General features: G+C 65.0%; 13 protein-coding genes. 9 read left to right on the top strand and 4 right to left on the bottom strand.

Annotated features, from left to right (window positions below; all coding sequences use genetic code 11):
* Positions 1-6 precede the first annotated feature (6 nt).
* The 3 genes from prfB to G3N59_RS07115 all read right to left on the bottom strand — a co-directional run bounded on the left by prfB (position 7) and on the right by G3N59_RS07115 (position 4,118).
* Positions 7-1,111, bottom strand: a protein-coding gene (gene prfB / locus G3N59_RS07125) for a peptide chain release factor 2 (RefSeq protein WP_205981848.1) whose coding sequence is annotated in 2 segments (ribosomal slippage) — positions 7-1,029 and positions 1,031-1,111 — 1,104 coding nt in all. Because the reading frame shifts where the segments join, the coding sequence is not laid out codon by codon here.
* Positions 1,112-1,263: 152 nt separating this feature from the next.
* Positions 1,264-2,970: a single-stranded-DNA-specific exonuclease RecJ gene (recJ, locus tag G3N59_RS07120; protein WP_205981847.1), complete on the bottom strand. Its 1,707-nt coding sequence runs from the start codon at positions 2,968-2,970 to the stop codon at positions 1,264-1,266.
* Positions 2,971-2,987: 17 nt separating this feature from the next.
* Positions 2,988-4,118, bottom strand: a complete 1,131-nt coding sequence (locus G3N59_RS07115; protein ID WP_205981846.1) for a regulator — start codon at positions 4,116-4,118, stop codon at positions 2,988-2,990.
* A gap of 372 nt (positions 4,119-4,490) precedes the next feature.
* On the opposite strand from G3N59_RS07115, the gene G3N59_RS07110 reads away from it, so the two are divergent.
* The 9 genes from G3N59_RS07110 to ftsB all read left to right on the top strand — a co-directional run bounded on the left by G3N59_RS07110 (position 4,491) and on the right by ftsB (position 15,813).
* Positions 4,491-5,744 (top strand): lipoprotein-releasing ABC transporter permease subunit, encoded by a 1,254-nt coding sequence (locus tag G3N59_RS07110; protein ID WP_205981845.1) that lies wholly within the window; start codon positions 4,491-4,493, stop codon positions 5,742-5,744.
* Positions 5,737-6,468, top strand: coding sequence for an ATP-binding cassette domain-containing protein (locus G3N59_RS07105; protein ID WP_205981844.1), 732 nt, complete (start codon positions 5,737-5,739; stop codon positions 6,466-6,468). Before G3N59_RS07110 ends, G3N59_RS07105 begins: the two co-directional genes overlap by 8 nt.
* Positions 6,469-6,510: 42 nt before the next feature.
* Positions 6,511-7,299 carry a TatD family hydrolase gene (locus G3N59_RS07100; RefSeq protein ID WP_205981843.1) on the top strand — a complete coding sequence of 263 codons (789 nt, stop codon included), beginning with the start codon at positions 6,511-6,513 and terminating at the stop codon, positions 7,297-7,299.
* Between the two features lie 61 nt (positions 7,300-7,360).
* The gene (locus G3N59_RS07095; RefSeq protein WP_205981842.1) at positions 7,361-9,940 is read left to right on the top strand and encodes a ComEC/Rec2 family competence protein; all 2,580 of its coding nucleotides are present in this window, start codon (positions 7,361-7,363) and stop codon (positions 9,938-9,940) included.
* Between the two features lie 141 nt (positions 9,941-10,081).
* Positions 10,082-10,885 (top strand): alpha/beta hydrolase, encoded by an 804-nt coding sequence (locus G3N59_RS07090; protein ID WP_205981841.1) that lies wholly within the window; start codon positions 10,082-10,084, stop codon positions 10,883-10,885.
* Positions 10,886-11,094: 209 nt separating this feature from the next.
* A complete protein-coding gene (locus G3N59_RS07085) occupies positions 11,095-12,756 on the top strand; it encodes a CTP synthase (protein WP_205981840.1) in 1,662 nt (553 codons plus the stop codon).
* Positions 12,753-13,607, top strand: a complete 855-nt coding sequence (kdsA, locus tag G3N59_RS07080; protein ID WP_205981839.1) for a 3-deoxy-8-phosphooctulonate synthase — start codon at positions 12,753-12,755, stop codon at positions 13,605-13,607. Before G3N59_RS07085 ends, kdsA begins: the two co-directional genes overlap by 4 nt.
* 401 nt (positions 13,608-14,008) lie before the next feature.
* Positions 14,009-15,292 carry a phosphopyruvate hydratase gene (gene eno, locus G3N59_RS07075; RefSeq protein WP_205981838.1) on the top strand — a complete coding sequence of 428 codons (1,284 nt, stop codon included), beginning with the start codon at positions 14,009-14,011 and terminating at the stop codon, positions 15,290-15,292.
* Between the two features lie 101 nt (positions 15,293-15,393).
* On the top strand, positions 15,394-15,813 hold the full coding sequence (gene ftsB / locus G3N59_RS07070) for a cell division protein FtsB (protein WP_205981837.1): 420 nt from the start codon (positions 15,394-15,396) through the stop codon (positions 15,811-15,813).
* 120 nt (positions 15,814-15,933) lie between these two features.
* Here ftsB and G3N59_RS07065 read toward each other — a convergent pair whose 3' ends face one another.
* The gene (locus G3N59_RS07065; RefSeq protein WP_241023226.1) at positions 15,934-16,356 is read right to left on the bottom strand and encodes a hypothetical protein; all 423 of its coding nucleotides are present in this window, start codon (positions 16,354-16,356) and stop codon (positions 15,934-15,936) included.
* Between the last annotated feature and the right edge of the window lie 76 nt (positions 16,357-16,432).

Below are 16,432 nucleotides of genomic sequence, written 5' to 3'. Positions count from 1 at the left end.
AAGCCCTTACACGCCCTGTTTCAGGCTTGCGCTGATGAAGGCGTCGAGATCGCCGTCGAGCACGGCCTTGGTGTTGCTGATTTCGACGTTCGTGCGCAGATCCTTGATTCGGCTGTTGTCGAGCACGTAGGAGCGGATCTGGTGACCCCAGCCCACATCCGACTTGCCCGCTTCCAGCTTGTCCTGCTCCGACTGGCGCTTGCGCATTTCGGCTTCGTAGAGGCGCGATTTGAGCATGGCCATGGCTTCGGCGCGGTTACGGTGCTGCGAGCGGTCGTTCTGGCACTGCACGACGATGCCCGACGGGATGTGCGTGATACGCACCGCGGAATCGGTCTTGTTGATGTGCTGACCGCCCGCGCCCGAAGCGCGGTAGGTATCGATACGCAGATCGGCCGGATTGACGTCGATCTCGAACGACTCGTCGATTTCCGGGTACACGAACACCGACGAGAACGACGTATGACGCCCGCCCGACGAATCGAACGGCGACTTGCGCACGAGGCGGTGAATGCCGGTTTCGGTGCGCAGGAAGCCGTAGGCGTATTCGCCTTCGACCTTGATGGTTGCGCTCTTGATACCGGCGACGTCGCCTTCCGATTCTTCCAGGACTTCGATCTTGAAGCCCTTGCGCTCGCAGTAACGCACGTACTGACGCAGCAGCATCGACGCCCAGTCGCAGGCTTCGGTGCCGCCGGCGCCAGCCTGGATGTCGATAAAGGCGTTGTTCGGGTCAGCCGGATTCGCGAACATGCGGCGGAACTCGACGTCGGCGACGCGTGCTTCGATCGCCTGGGCGTCGGCTTCGACGGAGACGAGCGTGTCTTCGTCGCCTTCTTCGCGCGCCATCTCGAAGAGATCCTGGGTGTCGCGCGAGTCGTTCTCGATGCCGTCGAGCACATGCACGACGCCTTCGAGAAGCTTCTTTTCCTTGCCGAGACCCTGGGCGTGCTTGGCATCGTTCCAGACGTTAGGGTCTTCGAGTTCGCTGTTGACTTCGACGAGCCGTCGGGCTTTTACGTCGTAGTCAAAGATACCCCCGTAGCTCGCCCGCGCGCGCGCGCAGGTCCGCCAGAAGGGCTTCGATAGCGTTGAGACGTTCCGCTTCCATTTTTGTCGTGATCCGGCGTGTAAAACACGCAATTATAGCCGATCGGGCATCGCTTGGCCCGGCCTCCAGCCCATGCGGGAGTGGGCGCGGGCGTATTTCGGCGCGCTCGATCGGCCAAGGCGGATCGCGACGGCGGCGCGATCGTTACAGGGTCAGAGCGCGGCGTGCTCCACGACCAGTTGCACGCGCGAAACGCCGTTCCAGGTGTCGCGCACCAGACGGTAGGCGACGGTGGTGTGCTGCGGCAGCGTTTCGGTGTGGTTGAACCAGATCGCGTTGAAGCGCTGGCGCCCGCGCAGCAGTTGCAGCTTCAGGTGCTTGTCCTTCACCAGCGCCTGCGAGGCGACTTCGAATTCGCCCGAGAACACCGGCGCCGGAAAGCCCTGGCCCCAGACCGCTGCGTCGATCATCTCGACGAAATCGGGCGTGAAATAGGCGTCTTCGAGATCGCCGTCGGTTTCCACGGTGCGGGCGAGCGCTTCGGCGGTCAGCCATTCGCGGCCTACACGCTCGAAGGCCTCGGCGAAGCGCGGCACGTCGGCGGCGGCGAGCGTCATGCCGGCCGCCATCGCATGGCCGCCGAACTTGTGGATCAGGCCGGGATCGCGCTTGGAGATCAGGTCGATGGCGTCGCGCAGATGGAAGCCGGGAATCGAGCGGCCCGAACCCTTGACCAGCTCGCCGTCATCGTCGGCGGGCGCGAAGGTGAAGGACGGGCGGTGGAACTTCTCCTTCAGCCGGCCCGCGACGATGCCGATCACGCCCTGGTGCCAGCCTTCGTTGAAGAGCGTGATGGTGGCGTTGCCTTGCGGATCGACATCGGCGAGATCGGCGAGCGCCTGCTGCTGCATGCCGGCTTCGATCTCGCGGCGCTCGCGGTTCATCGAGTCGAGCTGCTGGGCGAGTTCCCAGGCGCGGCCGGCGTCGTCGGTGGTCAGGCATTCGATGCCGAGCGACATGTCGGAAAGCCGGCCCGCCGCGTTCAGGCGCGGTCCGAGCGCGAACCCCATGTCGAAGCCCGAAGCGCTTTTCGCCTCGCGCCCCGAAGCCCGGAAGAGCGCGGCGATGCCCGGCTGCATGCGGCCGTTGCGGATGCGCTGCAGGCCTTGCGCGACCAGCACGCGATTATTGCCGTCGAGCTTCACGACGTCGGCGACCGTGCCGAGCGCGACCAGATCGAGCAGGCCGTCCAGACGCGGTTCCGGCTTGCCGTCGCTGAATGCGCCACGGCGGCGCAGTTCCGCGCGCAGGGCGAGCAGCGTGTAGAACATCACGCCCACGCCCGCGATGCACTTGCTCGGAAATTCGCAGCCAGGCTGGTTCGGATTGACGATGGCGCGCGCATCGGGGAGCGTGTCGCCGGGCAAGTGGTGATCGGTCACCAGCACTTCGATGCCGAGTTCGTTGGCCGCTTCCACGCCTTCCACGCTGGCGATGCCGTTATCGACGGTAATCAGCACATCGGGCGGGCCGCCCTTGCGCTGCGCAGCGAGCGCGACGATCTCGGGCGTGAGGCCGTAGCCGTACTCGAAGCGGTTCGGCACCAGATAGTCGATCTGCGCGCCGAACATGCGCAGGCCGCGCACGGCCACTGCGCAGGCGGTCGCGCCGTCGCAGTCGTAGTCGGCGACCACCAGCATGCGGCAGTCCGCTTCGAGCGCGTCGGCGAGCAGTTCGGCGGCTTCTTCGAGGCCTTTCATGCCGGTGGGCGGAATCAGGCGGGCGAGGCCGGTTTCGATCTCGTCGGGCTGGCATACGCCGCGCGAGGCATAAAGCCGCGCGAGCACGGGATGCAGGCCGTGGCGGATCAGCGCCTCGGTGTCGGCGGGGGAGCAGGCGCGGGTGACGATTCGGGTCATGCTTGACGCTTGAGAAGTTATTCGATGAACAGCGACGCGAATTCGCGGCGTCGCCAGAATTTGCGCAGATCGCCGCGCGTGGCTTCCAGCGTGATCGAGCCGGTATCGCCGCACAGCGTCACGCCCAGTTCGGCCAGCGTGCCGTTTTCGAGCGCGGCCAGCGCGGGCGCGAACCAGTCGCGCTCCAGTTGCGCGAAGGCGGCGTTCCAGCGGCCCCAGTCCTGCTGGATATAGGCGGCCGAGAACGGATCGATTTCGATCAGCGTCGTGCCAGGCGTTGCTGCGTCCGATCGATCGGGCGAAGCCGCGAGCGCGGTGAAGGTTTCCGGCACGCCAAGCAGTTGCGCGCCCGATGCCAGCGCCAGACCGCGCGTGGCCGCGGCATCCGAGCGCACGCGCGCGAAGGCACGCTGCACCGGCCGCATCGCGCCTTGCGCATGGAACCAGATCGAGTTGACGGCGGGCAGGCCGCGCGCCTCGCGCGCTTCGTTGACCGGATGCTCGAACCAGGCCATCTGCACTTCGTTCTGCACCTTCATCCATGCGCGCGAGCGCTGGCCCGAATGCGCCTCGTGCGGCAGCCAGATTTCGATATTGCGGCCGCTTGCGCGCAAGGGCGACGCGCCGGCCAGCGTGCCGAACTGATCGCTCGACAGATACCAGCGTTGCGGCGTGGGCGCTTCGATGCGCACGCCCAGTTCCTCGATCAGCGGCCTGGCGACCGCGTAGAGCGCGGCGGCGTCGCTGTCGGTCAGTTCGAGCGAATCGGGATCGATCAGCACCAGATGGTCGTGCGCGATGCGCACGTGAACCGGCTGGATGCAGGCCCAGGTGCTGTCGCCGGGCGTGCCGCCATCGGCGAGCAGCATCCATGGCGCGAGCGGCGCTTCGTCGTCGGCAGCGGCGCCGTTGGGCGCGGCGTTGGCGCGGGGCGCATTGGCGCCGAAGGCGCGCGCGACCCAGCGCTCGTGCGGCAGCGTGCGCTGGAAATCCTCGCCGATCACCTGTTCGCCGAGTCGCCCGCGGGCGACCAGCTTCGACAAGGCGGGGAACTGAAGCCCGGCAAGGGCAGTGGACGCCACGGCCGCCGAGGGCAGCGCGAACGGCACGAGAAGATGGAGGCGGTCTGCGGACATGATGGAGCGCATTGTACTTCGGCGCTGGCGCAGCGCGGCTCGCGAGTCGGGGTGCGTGGGCGTGGCGGCCTCCCGTTGCGCGTGGGTCTCGCCATACAAATCAGTCACTTGCGTACGTGCCGATACAAAACTGCCGGGCACCTGCGTGCGAAATTCGCGTCCAATCTGTCAGGCGCGGATCGTCTCGCACACCGCCGCAAAGTCCTTCAGGGGGCGGGAGTGTGGCAAACTTCGCGCTTGATTGTTGGCTTGACCGGCGCCTGGAGGGTCGCGCCGGCACCACACGCAAAAACGTGGCATGCGCGCTGCATCGGGCTTCTGGCCGGGAAGCGGATGCCACGTCAGCATCACGACGAAGCAACGACGAAGCACAAAAGGATTCGCTTGAAACTTCCCTACGAATGGCAGATAGGCTGGCGCTATACGCGCGCCGGCAAACGCACGACCGGCAACGGTTTCATCTCGTTCATCGCGCTGATTTCGATGTCGGGCATCGCGCTCGGCGTCGCGGCGCTGATCGTCGTGCTTTCGGTGATGAACGGCTTCCAGCGCGATGTGCGCGACCGCATGCTCTCGGTGCTCGCTCACGTCGAGATCTTCTCGCCCACGGGTTCGATGCCCGACTGGCAGCTCACGGCGAAGGAAGCGAAGACCAATTCCGAGGTGATCGGCGCGGCGCCTTATGTCGACGCCCAGGCGCTGCTCACGCGTGGTGACAGCGTCAGCGGCGTGGCGCTGCGCGGCGTCGAGCCGTCCGAAGAGCCGCAGGTTTCCGATATCGACAAGGAAATGAAGCTCGGCAGCATGAACGATCTGACGCCGGGCAGCTTCAATATCGTGCTCGGCGCCGATCTCGCCGTGAGTCTGGGCGTGACGAAGGGCGACAAGGTCACGCTGGTCGCGCCGGAAGGCACGATCACGCCGGCCGGCATGCTGCCGCGCCTGAAGCAGTTCACGGTGGTGGGCGTGTTCGAGTCCGGGCATTACGAGTACGACAGCACGCTCGCGCTCGTGAATATCCGCGATGCCGAAGTGCTTTATCGCCTCGCCGCGCCCAGTGGCGTGCGCCTGCGCCTGAAGGACATGCAGCGTGCGCCAACGGTCGCGCGCCAGCTCGTGCACACGCTGTCCGGCGATCTCTACATCCGCGACTGGACGCAGCAGAACAAGACGTGGTTCTCGGCGGTGCAGATCGAAAAGCGCATGATGTTCATCATCCTCACGCTGATCATCGCGGTGGCGGCGTTCAACCTCGTGTCGTCGCTGGTGATGACGGTGACGAACAAGCAGGCCGACATTGCGATTCTGCGCACGCTCGGCGCGCAGCCCGGCTCGATCATGAAGATTTTCGTCGTGCAGGGCGTGACGATCGGCTTCGTGGGCACGGCCATTGGGGTTGCGCTCGGTTGCCTGATCGCCTGGAGCATTCCATGGCTCGTGCCGATGATCGAACATCTGCTCGGCGTGCAGTTCCTGCCGCCGTCGGTTTATTTCATTAGCGAGCTGCCTTCGGAACTCGTCCCGGGCGACGTGATCCGGATCGGCTTGATTGCGTTCGTGCTGTCCGCGCTGGCGACGCTTTATCCCAGCTGGCGCGCGGCCAAGGTACGTCCCGCGGAGGCACTGCGTTATGAATGAGCGTCAATCGGTTCAAGCCGCGGCGGGCGATTACCCTTATGTGATCGAAGCCAGCGGCATCTCCAAGGTATTCGGCCAGGGCGCGCTTTCGGTGCAGGTGCTGCATGACACCGATATCACCGTGAAGCGCGGCGAAAAGCTCGCGATCGTGGGCGCGTCGGGTTCGGGCAAGAGCACCTTGCTGCACGTGCTGGGCGGTCTTGACGAACCGGGCACGGGTAACGTCAAACTGCTCGGCAAGCCGTTTACGGAACTGTCGGAGCGCGATCGCAACGATCTGCGCAACCGCGCGCTGGGCTTCGTCTATCAGTTCCACCATCTGCTGCCGGAATTTTCGGCGCTCGATAACGTGGCGATGCCGCTGCGTATTCGCCGCATGCCGCAGGAAGCGGCGCGCGCCGAAGCGCTGGCGATTCTCGATCGCGTGGGGCTTGCGCATCGTGCGCGGCATCGGCCGGGCGAGCTGTCGGGCGGCGAGCGTCAGCGCGTCGCGATTGCGCGTGCGCTGGTCACCAAGCCGGCCTGCGTGCTCGCCGATGAACCGACCGGCAACCTCGACGGCGGCACGGCGGACAACGTCTTCAACCTGATGATGGAACTCTCCGACCAGTTCCAGACGAGCTTCGTGATCGTCACGCATGATGCCGAGCTGGCGGCGCGTTGCGACCGCATCGTGCGCCTGCGCGACGGCATGCTGCACGAAGAGCCGGTTGTGCCGGTCTGATCGACGAGATTCGTTGGCCTGGCTGGCCGGAGCGCGCCTTTCATGTGGATCGACACGCATTGCCATCTGGATGCCGGTGAGTTCGACGCCGATCGCGATGCGGTGGCGTCGGCGGCGCGCGAGGCGGGCGTCTCGCGCATCGTGATTCCGGCCGTCGCGCGCTGGAATTTCGACACCGTGCGCGCGCTCGCGCATCGCACACCCGGCGCGGTCTACGCGCTGGGGATTCATCCGCTCTATACGCCAGGCGCACGTGACGAGGATCTCGCCGAATTGCGCACGCAGATCGAGGCGAGTCTCGACGATCCGAAGTTCGTCGGTATCGGCGAAATCGGTCTCGACTATTTCGTGCCGGGACTCGACGACGCGCGCCAGCAGCACTTCTACGACGCGCAATTGCGTCTCGCGCGCGAGTTCGAATTGCCCGCGATCTGCCACGTGCGCAAGTCGCAGGACAAAGTGCTGGCGGGCCTGCGCCGCAATGGCGTGCGATGCGGCATCGCGCATGCGTTCAACGGCAGTTTCCAGCAGGCGAACGCCTTTATCGAACAGGGCATGCATCTGGGTTTCGGCGGCAATACGACTTTCGAGCGCGCGTTGCAGATCCGGCGCCTGGCGGAGCAGTTGCCGCTGGAAGCGATCGTCATGGAAACCGATGCGCCCGATATCTCGCCGTCCTGGCTCTACAAGCAGCGCAACTCGCCGGATCAGGTGCCGCGCATCGGCGCCGTGCTCGCGGCCTTGCGTGGCCTGACGCCCGAGGAACTCGCCCTTGGCACAACGGCTAACGCTGCGGCGGCGCTGCCGCGGCTCGCGCTTTCGTCTGCATAATTTCCTCTCGTGGTGAAGCGCTTTTGCGCGTGTTGCGCTTCACCGGAAATCGGGAGGCGCGATGCGGGCAATGTGGTGCGGTTTTGCGCTGGGCGTCATTGCGTTGCAGCGCGCGGCGGGGCTGCCGGGGCGAGGCGTCTGGTTCGCGCTGGCTGCCTGCATTGCTGTTTGCGTAGCCTGGGCGGTTTGGGCGTTTCGTGAGCGCGACGATGCCGGTGCACGGCGGTTCGCGCGGCAAGTTTCCGCGTGGCTGGCGCTCTGGCTGGCGGCCGCTGGCGTGGGCTGGGGCTACGCGGCATGGCGCGCGGAAATCCGGCTCGCGCAGACGCTGCCCGCCGCGTGGCAGAAGCGCGATATCGAAGTGACAGGCCATATCACGCGCATGCTTTCGCAGGATGCGGGCGCGGCGAGTTTCCTTTTTGCGGTCGACGCCTGGGGCCTGCGTGCGCCTGATGCGCAAGCGCTGCCGTCGTTGATCCAGTTGAGTTGGGTCGCGCGCGATGCGCCGTTGCCGACGCTCACGCCGGGTGCTCGATGGCGCTTGAGCGTGCGGCTGAAACGTCCGCATTCGGAAGGCAACTTTGGCTTGCGCGATTCAGAAGCGACGTTGCTGTCGCGCGGTGTGCGGGCGACCGGCTATATCAGCGATGAACAGCATGCGACGCGCTTGAAGCCGGACGCGCAAAGCGTAGGTGTGTTGATCGAACGCTCGCGTGCGGCAGTGCGGGCGCGTATCGACGCGGTGCTCGCCGATGCGCCGCATCGCGGCCTTGTCGTGGCGCTGGCGACCGGCGCACAGGACGCCGTCAGCGACGCCGACTGGCGTCTGTTGCGCAACACCGGCACGAGTCATCTCGTGGCGATTTCCGGCTTGCATCTGGCTTTTGTCGCCGGGCTGGCGGGTTGGCTCGCGGGTGCGCTCTGGCGTCGTGTGCGCTGGCGCGGTGTCGAAGCGCCGATCCACCTGCCCGCGCAAAAAGTGGCCGTGGCGGGGGCTGTCGTTGCAGCGGCGGCTTATGCCGCGCTCGCCGGTTTCAACGTGCCGGTGCAGCGCGCGCTCTGGATGCTGGCGGTGACGGCGGTGGCGCTTTGGCAATCGCGCGAGGTGTCGCGAAGCCACGTGCTCGCGTGGGCGCTCGGGCTCGTTCTGTTGCGCGATCCATGGGCGGTGACGGCGCCGGGCTTCTGGCTGTCGTTCGGCGCGGTTGCGGCCATTCTCTTTGCGGCGAGCGGCGTGCCGCATGTGCGTCGCCTCGATGCATTCGCGCTGTCGCCGGAAGAGCTCGATCCGATGCGCGAGCACGAAGCCGCGCCCGCGCGCAACGGTCTTGCGCGAGCCGTTCGCGCGCGGATCGCCACGATCTTTAGCCGCGAGCGCTGGCGGCGGGCTTTCAACCGTTTCTCATCGAGACTAGGCGACAGCGCACGTGTCCAGTGGGCGGTGACACTGGCGCTCGCGCCGCTCACTGCGTACTGGTTCATGCAGATACCGCTGATCGGCCCATTTGCCAATGCCGGCGCGATTCCGTGGGTGAGCCTGTTCGTCACGCCGATGGTGCTGGCCGGCGTCGCGTTGCCCACGCCGATCGACGGCTACGCGTTTCAGGCCGCCCACACCATGCTGACCTGGCTCCTCGATGCGCTCGGGATGCTGGAGGGCTGGCCGTGGGCCTTGCTGCGCTTGCCGCAACCGGGTGTGTGGGCGTTGTCCTGTGCGGCTGTCGGCGTGGTCTGGCTGCTTGCGCCACGTGGCTGGCCGCTGCGCTGGCTTGCGCCCATCACGTGGTTGCCGTTGCTGGTGCCGTCGCCAACCGGTCCGCCGCCGGGCGCATTCCGGCTGACGGCGCTGGACATCGGGCAGGGCACATCGGTGCTGGTCGAGACCGCGCGGCACACCTTGTTGTTCGACGCCGGACCCGGACCGGAATCGACCCACGCGGGCGAGCGTATCGTCGCGCCTTATCTGCTGACTCACGGCGTGATGCGGCTCGACACGCTGATGATCAGCCACGACGATTCCGATCATTCCGGTGGCGCACCCGCGGTGCTCGATGCCGTGCCGGTGCGGCAGTTCGTGGCGGGCATCCTGCCGGCGCATCCGCTCTGGGCCAGCGCGCGCAAGCTGGGAGCGCAGGCCGTGCAATGTGCCGCCGGGCAGCGCTGGCATTGGGACGGCGTCACGTTCGAGGTGCTTTGGCCCGACGCAGGGCCGCTCTCCGGCAAACCCAATACGCATTGCTGCGTGCTGCGCGTGTCTACCGCGGAGGGGCCGGCGGGCGCGGTTTCCGCGCTGCTCGCCGCCGATATCGAAGCCGCCGCCGAACGCACGCTGGTTGCCCGCGACGCCGCCGCGCTGCGGTCCCAGGTGCTCGTAGTGCCGCATCACGGCAGCCGCACATCGTCGACTGAACCGTTCCTCGACTCTGTCTGGCCGCTCGTCGCGATATTTCAGGTAGGCTATTTGAACCGTTTTCATCACCCGCATCCGGGCGTGTTTGCGCGCTACGCGTCGCGCGACATCGTACTTGCGCGCAGCGACGCGGATGGCGCGGTGCGTATCGAAGCCGCGCCCGGCACGCTCGCCGTCGCGCGTTTTCGCGACACGCAGCGGCGTTACTGGATGGACGCGGGCGACGACTGACGGATGCAGCACACGCAGAAGATGCAGCACACGCAGCACATGCACCACTCGCAGCACACAACAAACAAGACAGACACAGGGAGCAGGCGGCCAGGCGATGCGTGCCATGGCGCCGCCTACCGGAACGGAGACAACACGCCATTGAAGAACGTCATCCACTTTTCTCACGCGAACGGCTTTCCGGCCTCGACGTATCGCACGCTCTTCGCGGAACTCGGCGATACCTACGACTTGCGTTACATCGAGCGCATCGGCCACGACACGCGCTTTCCGGTCACGCGCGACTGGCCGCATCTCGTCGATCAACTGCTGGAAGACATTGGCCGCAGCTATGAAGAGCCGGTGTGGCTGGTCGGCCATTCGCTCGGCGGTTATCTGTCGCTGATGGCGGCGCTCAGGAAGCCGCAGTGGGTGAGGGGCGTGGTGATGCTCGACTCGCCGGTGATCGCGGGCTGGCGCAGCAGCATGCTCAAGGTGTCGCAATGGACCGGGCTGGACGAGCGGCTGTCGCCGGCGGCGGCCACGCGCACGCGCCGCACCAGTTGGGCGAGCCGCGACGAAGCCTGGCGTCACTTCCACTCGAAGCCCGCTTTCGCGCGCTGGGACGAGCGTGTCCTGTCGGACTATATCGATCACGGTATTCCTCAGACTTCGCCTGACGGCACCCGCACGCTCGCCTTCGACCGTCGCACCGAATATCTGATCTATCGCACGCTGCCGCATACCTTCGGCACGCGTCTCGCGCACGGCTCGCCGGTGCCGGTCAGCTTCATCGCGGGCACGCGCTCGAAGGAGATGCGTCAGGTCGGCATGGCTGCGACGCAACGTCTCGCCGGCGAGCGCCTCGAGTGGATCGAAGGCAGCCATCTCTACCCGATGGAGCGGCCGATCGAGACCGCGCGCGCGGTGCAACGCATGCTCTATGCGATGGAGAACGGCGGCTGAACCGGGTCGTCTGGATCGGCTGAAACCCGGCGCCTGGAGCGAGCCCGCAGCGCGCGTCCAAAAGGGCGCGATCGGCATCGATCTGCTTGACAGGCGCTTGCGCAAAGGCGCCTGACGATGCCGCACACGATTGTGCAAAGTGCTCAAGCAAAATTCAGGGTTAGCCCTTGCTTTACGGTATAATCCGTTTTTCCCGCGAGCATCTAGCGATGACCAAATATGTATTCGTCACCGGCGGCGTAGTTTCTTCCCTTGGCAAGGGTATTGCCGCCGCCTCCCTCGCCGCGATCCTCGAATCGCGCGGTCTCAAAGTCACCCTCCTCAAGCTCGATCCTTACATCAACGTCGACCCCGGCACGATGAGCCCGTTCCAGCACGGCGAAGTGTTCGTGACGGAAGACGGAGCGGAAACCGACCTTGACCTCGGCCACTATGAGCGCTTCATCACCACGAAGATGCGCAAGGCCAACAACTTCACCACGGGCCAGATCTACGAATCGGTGATCCGCAAGGAACGCCGCGGCGACTATCTGGGCAAGACGGTGCAGGTCATTCCGCACATCACCAACGAAATCCAGGCGTTCGTCGAACGCGGCGCGGCTTCCGCGACGTGCGGCGAGCCCGATGTGGCAATCGTTGAAGTGGGCGGCACGGTGGGTGACATCGAATCGCTGCCGTTCCTCGAAGCCGCGCGCCAGATGAGCCTGCGCCTCGGTCGCAACAGCTGCTGTTTCGTGCACCTGACGCTCGTGCCGTTCATTGCGACGGCTGGCGAACTCAAGACCAAGCCCACGCAGCATAGCGTGCAGAAACTGCGCGAAATCGGTATCTATCCGAACGTGCTGCTGTGCCGCGCCGACCGCCGTATTCCCGACGACGAGCGCGCGAAGATCTCGATGTTCTCGAACGTGCCGGAAGACTCCGTCATTTCGGTGTGGGACGCCGACAGCATCTACAAGATTCCGCAGATGCTGCACGATCAAGGTCTCGATTCGATCGTTTGCGACGAACTCAAGCTCTCCGCCAAGCCCGCCGATCTGTCGATCTGGTCGGAAATGGTCGAAAAGCTCGAAAACCCGCAGCACGAAGTCACGATCGGCATGGTCGGCAAGTATGTCGATCTGACCGAGTCGTACAAGTCGCTGATCGAAGCGCTGCGCCATGCGTCGATCAAGACGTCGGCCAAGGTCAACATCGAGTACATCGATTCGGAAGTGATCGACGAGCAGGGCGTCGATAGCCTCAAGCACCTCGACGCGATTCTCGTGCCGGGTGGTTTCGGCCGTCGCGGCACCGAAGGCAAGATCAAGGCGATTCAATACGCTCGCGAAGCGAAGGTGCCGTACCTCGGCATCTGCCTCGGCATGCAGCTCGCCGTGATCGAATTCGCCCGCGATGTCGTGGGTCTGAAGCACGCGAACTCCACGGAGTTCGACGCAGACACGCCGGACCGCGTGGTGGCACTCATCACCGAATGGGCCGACCGCGAAGGCAAGGTCGAAAAGCGCAGCGAAGATTCGGACCTCGGCGGCACGATGCGCCTCGGTTCGCAGCGTTGCCCGATCAAGCCCGGCACGCTCGCAGCGGAAATTTATGGCAAGGACGTGAACGAACGTCACCGTCACCGTTATGAAGTCAATAACGGCTACGTGCCCAAGCTCGAGGCTGGCGGCCTTATCATCAGCGCCCGTACCCCGAGCGAAGATCTGCCGGAAATGATGGAACTGCCGCGCGACATGCACCCGTGGTTTGTCGGCGTCCAGTTCCACCCGGAATTCACGTCCACGCCGCGCGACGGCCATCCGCTGTTCAAGGCGTATGTCGAAGCGGCGGTCGCGCACCAGAAGGCGCGCGCTGAGGAGAAAGCATGAACCTGTGCGGTTTCGAGGTTGGTCTCGACAAGCCGTTCTTCCTGATCGCGGGCACCTGTGTCATCGAATCTGAACAGATGACGATCGACACGGCGGGCCGCCTGAAGGAAATCACCGAAAAGCTCGGCATCCCGTTCATCTACAAGTCGTCGTTCGACAAGGCCAATCGCTCGAGCGGCAAGTCGTTCCGCGGTCTGGGGATGGACGAGGGTCTGCGCATCCTGTCCGAAGTGAAGCGTCAGCTCGGTCTGCCCGTGCTGACGGACATCCACACGGAAGAGGAAGTGGGGCCGGTGGCATCGGTCGTGGACGTCCTGCAGACGCCCGCGTTCCTGTGCCGTCAGACCGACTTCATCCACGCTTGCGCACGTTCGGGCAAGCCGGTGAACATCAAGAAAGGCCAGTTCCTCGCGCCGCACGACATGAAGAACGTGATCGACAAGGCCCGCGATGCGGCACGTGAAGCGGGGCTTTCCGAAGACCGTTTCATGGCCTGCGAACGCGGTGTCTCGTTCGGTTACAACAACCTCGTGTCGGACATGCGCTCGCTCGCGATCATGCGCGAGACGGCAGCCCCGGTCGTGATGGACGTCACGCATTCGGTGCAACTGCCGGGCGGCCAGGGCACCAGCTCGGGCGGCCAGCGCGAATTCGTGCCGGTGCTCGCGCGCGCTGCTGTCGCGACGGGCGTGGCGGGTCTGTTCATGGAGACCCACCCGAACCCGGCCCAGGCGAAGTCCGATGGTCCGAATGCCGTGCCGCTGAACCGCATGGCCGACCTGCTCGAAACGCTCGTGACGCTCGACCAGGCGGTCAAGCGCACGCCGTTCCTCGAGAACGACTTCAACTGACAGGTTGAACGGAATCACGCAGTAAAGCACCGGCGCGCTCGCTGCGCGTCGCGTGCCTTGTCGTAAAGTTTCAGCGTTGTTTGTGTATTGCGCGCCGCTTCGATTGCATGAGCGGCGCGATGGAGGAGCCGCGGTACGCGGCCCGTCCGCCCAGCAGGTGTCATGAAGCGATGCCATGCTGCGCAGGAAGGCAGTCGCGCCGCGCCAGATGTACAAGGCAGCGTGGCAGCGCAGCGGTTACAGCAGGTGCGTAACCCTCGCGCTGCAACAAGTTGAACCCGACGACCGCGCCGCCTGTCCCATATGACGGTGTGTCCCGCCCGAGTGCAGAAACTGCGCCGCGCCGGACTATGCAGAGGGTGCGTGTCTCGCAAGAATTACTGTCATTTCCTGAGGAAACCATGAGTGCAATCGTAGATATCATCGGTCGCGAGATTCTGGATTCGCGCGGCAATCCCACCGTCGAATGCGACGTGCTGCTCGAATCGGGCACGATGGGCCGTGCGGCTGTGCCGTCGGGCGCATCGACCGGCTCGCGCGAAGCGATCGAACTGCGCGACGGCGAAGCCGGCCGCTACAACGGTAAGGGCGTGCTGAAGGCCGTCGAGCACATCAACACCGAAATCTCCGAGGCAATCATGGGCCTCGACGCATCGGAACAGGCCTTCCTCGACAAGACCCTGCTCGAACTCGACGGCACCGACAACAAGTCGCGCCTGGGCGCCAACGCGATGCTGGCTGTCTCGATGGCCGTCGCGAAGGCGGCTGCTGAAGAAGCTGGTCTGCCGCTGTATCGCTACTTCGGCGGTTCGGGTGCGATGCAACTGCCGGTGCCGATGATGAACATCGTCAACGGCGGCGCACACGCGAACAACAGCCTGGACATCCAGGAATTCATGATCGTGCCGGTGAGCCAGCCGACGTTCCGCGAAGCGCTGCGTTGCGGCGCGGAAATTTTCCACGCGCTCAAGAAGATCCTGTCGGATCGCGGCATGAGCACGGCCGTGGGCGATGAAGGCGGTTTCGCACCGAACTTCGGCAGCAACGACGAATGCCTGTCGACCATCCTGCAAGCGATCGAAAAGGCGGGCTACCGCGCGGGTGAAGACGTTCTGCTGGCACTCGACTGCGCAGCGAGCGAGTTCTACCACGACGGCAAGTACCAGCTGGCCGGCGAAGGCCTGCAACTGTCGTCGGCTGAATTCGCCGACTACCTGGCCACGCTCGCCGACAAGTTCCCGATCGTCTCGATCGAAGACGGTATGCACGAGTCGGACTGGGCAGGCTGGAAGATCCTGACCGACAAGCTCGGCAAGAAGGTCCAGCTGGTGGGCGACGACCTGTTCGTCACCAACACGCGCATCCTGAAGGAAGGCATCGAGAAGGGCATCGGCAACTCGATCCTGATCAAGATCAACCAGATCGGCACGCTGACGGAAACCTTCGCAGCCATCGAAATGGCCAAGCGCGCCGGTTACACGGCCGTCATTTCGCACCGTTCGGGCGAAACCGAAGATTCGACCATCGCGGACATCGCCGTTGGCCTGAACGCGGGTCAGATCAAGACGGGTTCGCTCTCGCGTAGCGACCGTATCTCGAAGTACAACCAGCTGCTGCGCATCGAAGAAGACCTCGGTGATATCGCCAGCTACCCGGGCAAGTCGGCGTTCTATAACCTGCGCTAAGCGGACCTGAACCCCGGCAGCGGCCTTGCTGTCCACTTTCGTCATCCCTTCCGCCGCCCTGCGTTAAGCGCAGGGCGGCGTGTATTTATCCGGCACTACTCATGCGGCTCGTCACTGTCGTCCTGATCATCCTGCTTGCGCTGATCCAGTATCCGCTCTGGTGGGGCCATGGCGGCTGGCTGCGCGTGCACGAACTGCAAGGCGAACTCGCCCAGCAGCAGAAGCAGAACGACGACGAAAAACTGCGCAACGAACGCATCGCGGGCGAAGTGCAGGATCTGCAGAATGGCACGGCGGCGGTCGAAGAGCGCGCGCGTTATGAGATGGGCATGGTGAAGGACAGCGAGGTGTTCGTGCAGTTCGTGTCGCCGAACCAGCCGTTGCCGTCGACGCCGGTCGGTTCGTCGAATACGTCCACGCGCGGCGAGATGTCCACGCCGGTCAAGGTGGTGCCGAACCCGGTATCACGCGTGCCGGAGAAGCGCCACGGTCACGGCAGGGAAGCGAAGAAGGCCGGCTGATTTCCGCTGGTTTTCGCTTGCCTTGCGGATAAAGCGGGCAAGGCAGATAAACAAAAAGCGCGACATCCAGTTGGATGCCGCGCTTTTTGTTTGTGCGTCGGAAACCGTGCAGGACGTGGCTTACCAGCCCCAACCCCAGCCCGGATAACCGTACCCGATGCCGGTGCCCCAGCCACGTCCGCCCCAGCCGCCGCTGTAGTAGCTGCCGTAGACGGTGACGGGCGGCGCGTAGGCGCGCGACCAGGCATCGGCGGCGGCTTCGGCTGCCATGGCGCGGTCCTGATCGTTGAGCGCCTGCTGGTCGATGGCGTCGTAACGCTTGAGCTGATCCTGCGACAGCGACGGCGCCATGCCGGGCATTGCCGCAGCGTTTTCGGGCAGACGGCTGTAGATCGGCGAAGGGCCGGGCGGATCGAGCGTGCAACCGCTCGTCAGCACGACGCCCGCGCCCAGTGTGGCCAGCGTGACGGCGGCAAACAGCGTGCGCGCCGATCGCCATCCAGCGCGTTCTACAGCGTGCCCGGCCCCGAAGCGTGTATTCATGTCTTTTCCTTCCCCAGTCAGACGTAGCGTCCCAGGCTGCCCGGATCCGCAGGTCTTGAACCGGAGAAGGCCGGTA

The organism is Paraburkholderia sp. Ac-20340, assembly GCF_017104965.1.
Taxonomy (GTDB): domain Bacteria; phylum Pseudomonadota; class Gammaproteobacteria; order Burkholderiales; family Burkholderiaceae; genus Paraburkholderia.
This window is presented reverse-complemented; position numbering and strand designations above follow the sequence as displayed.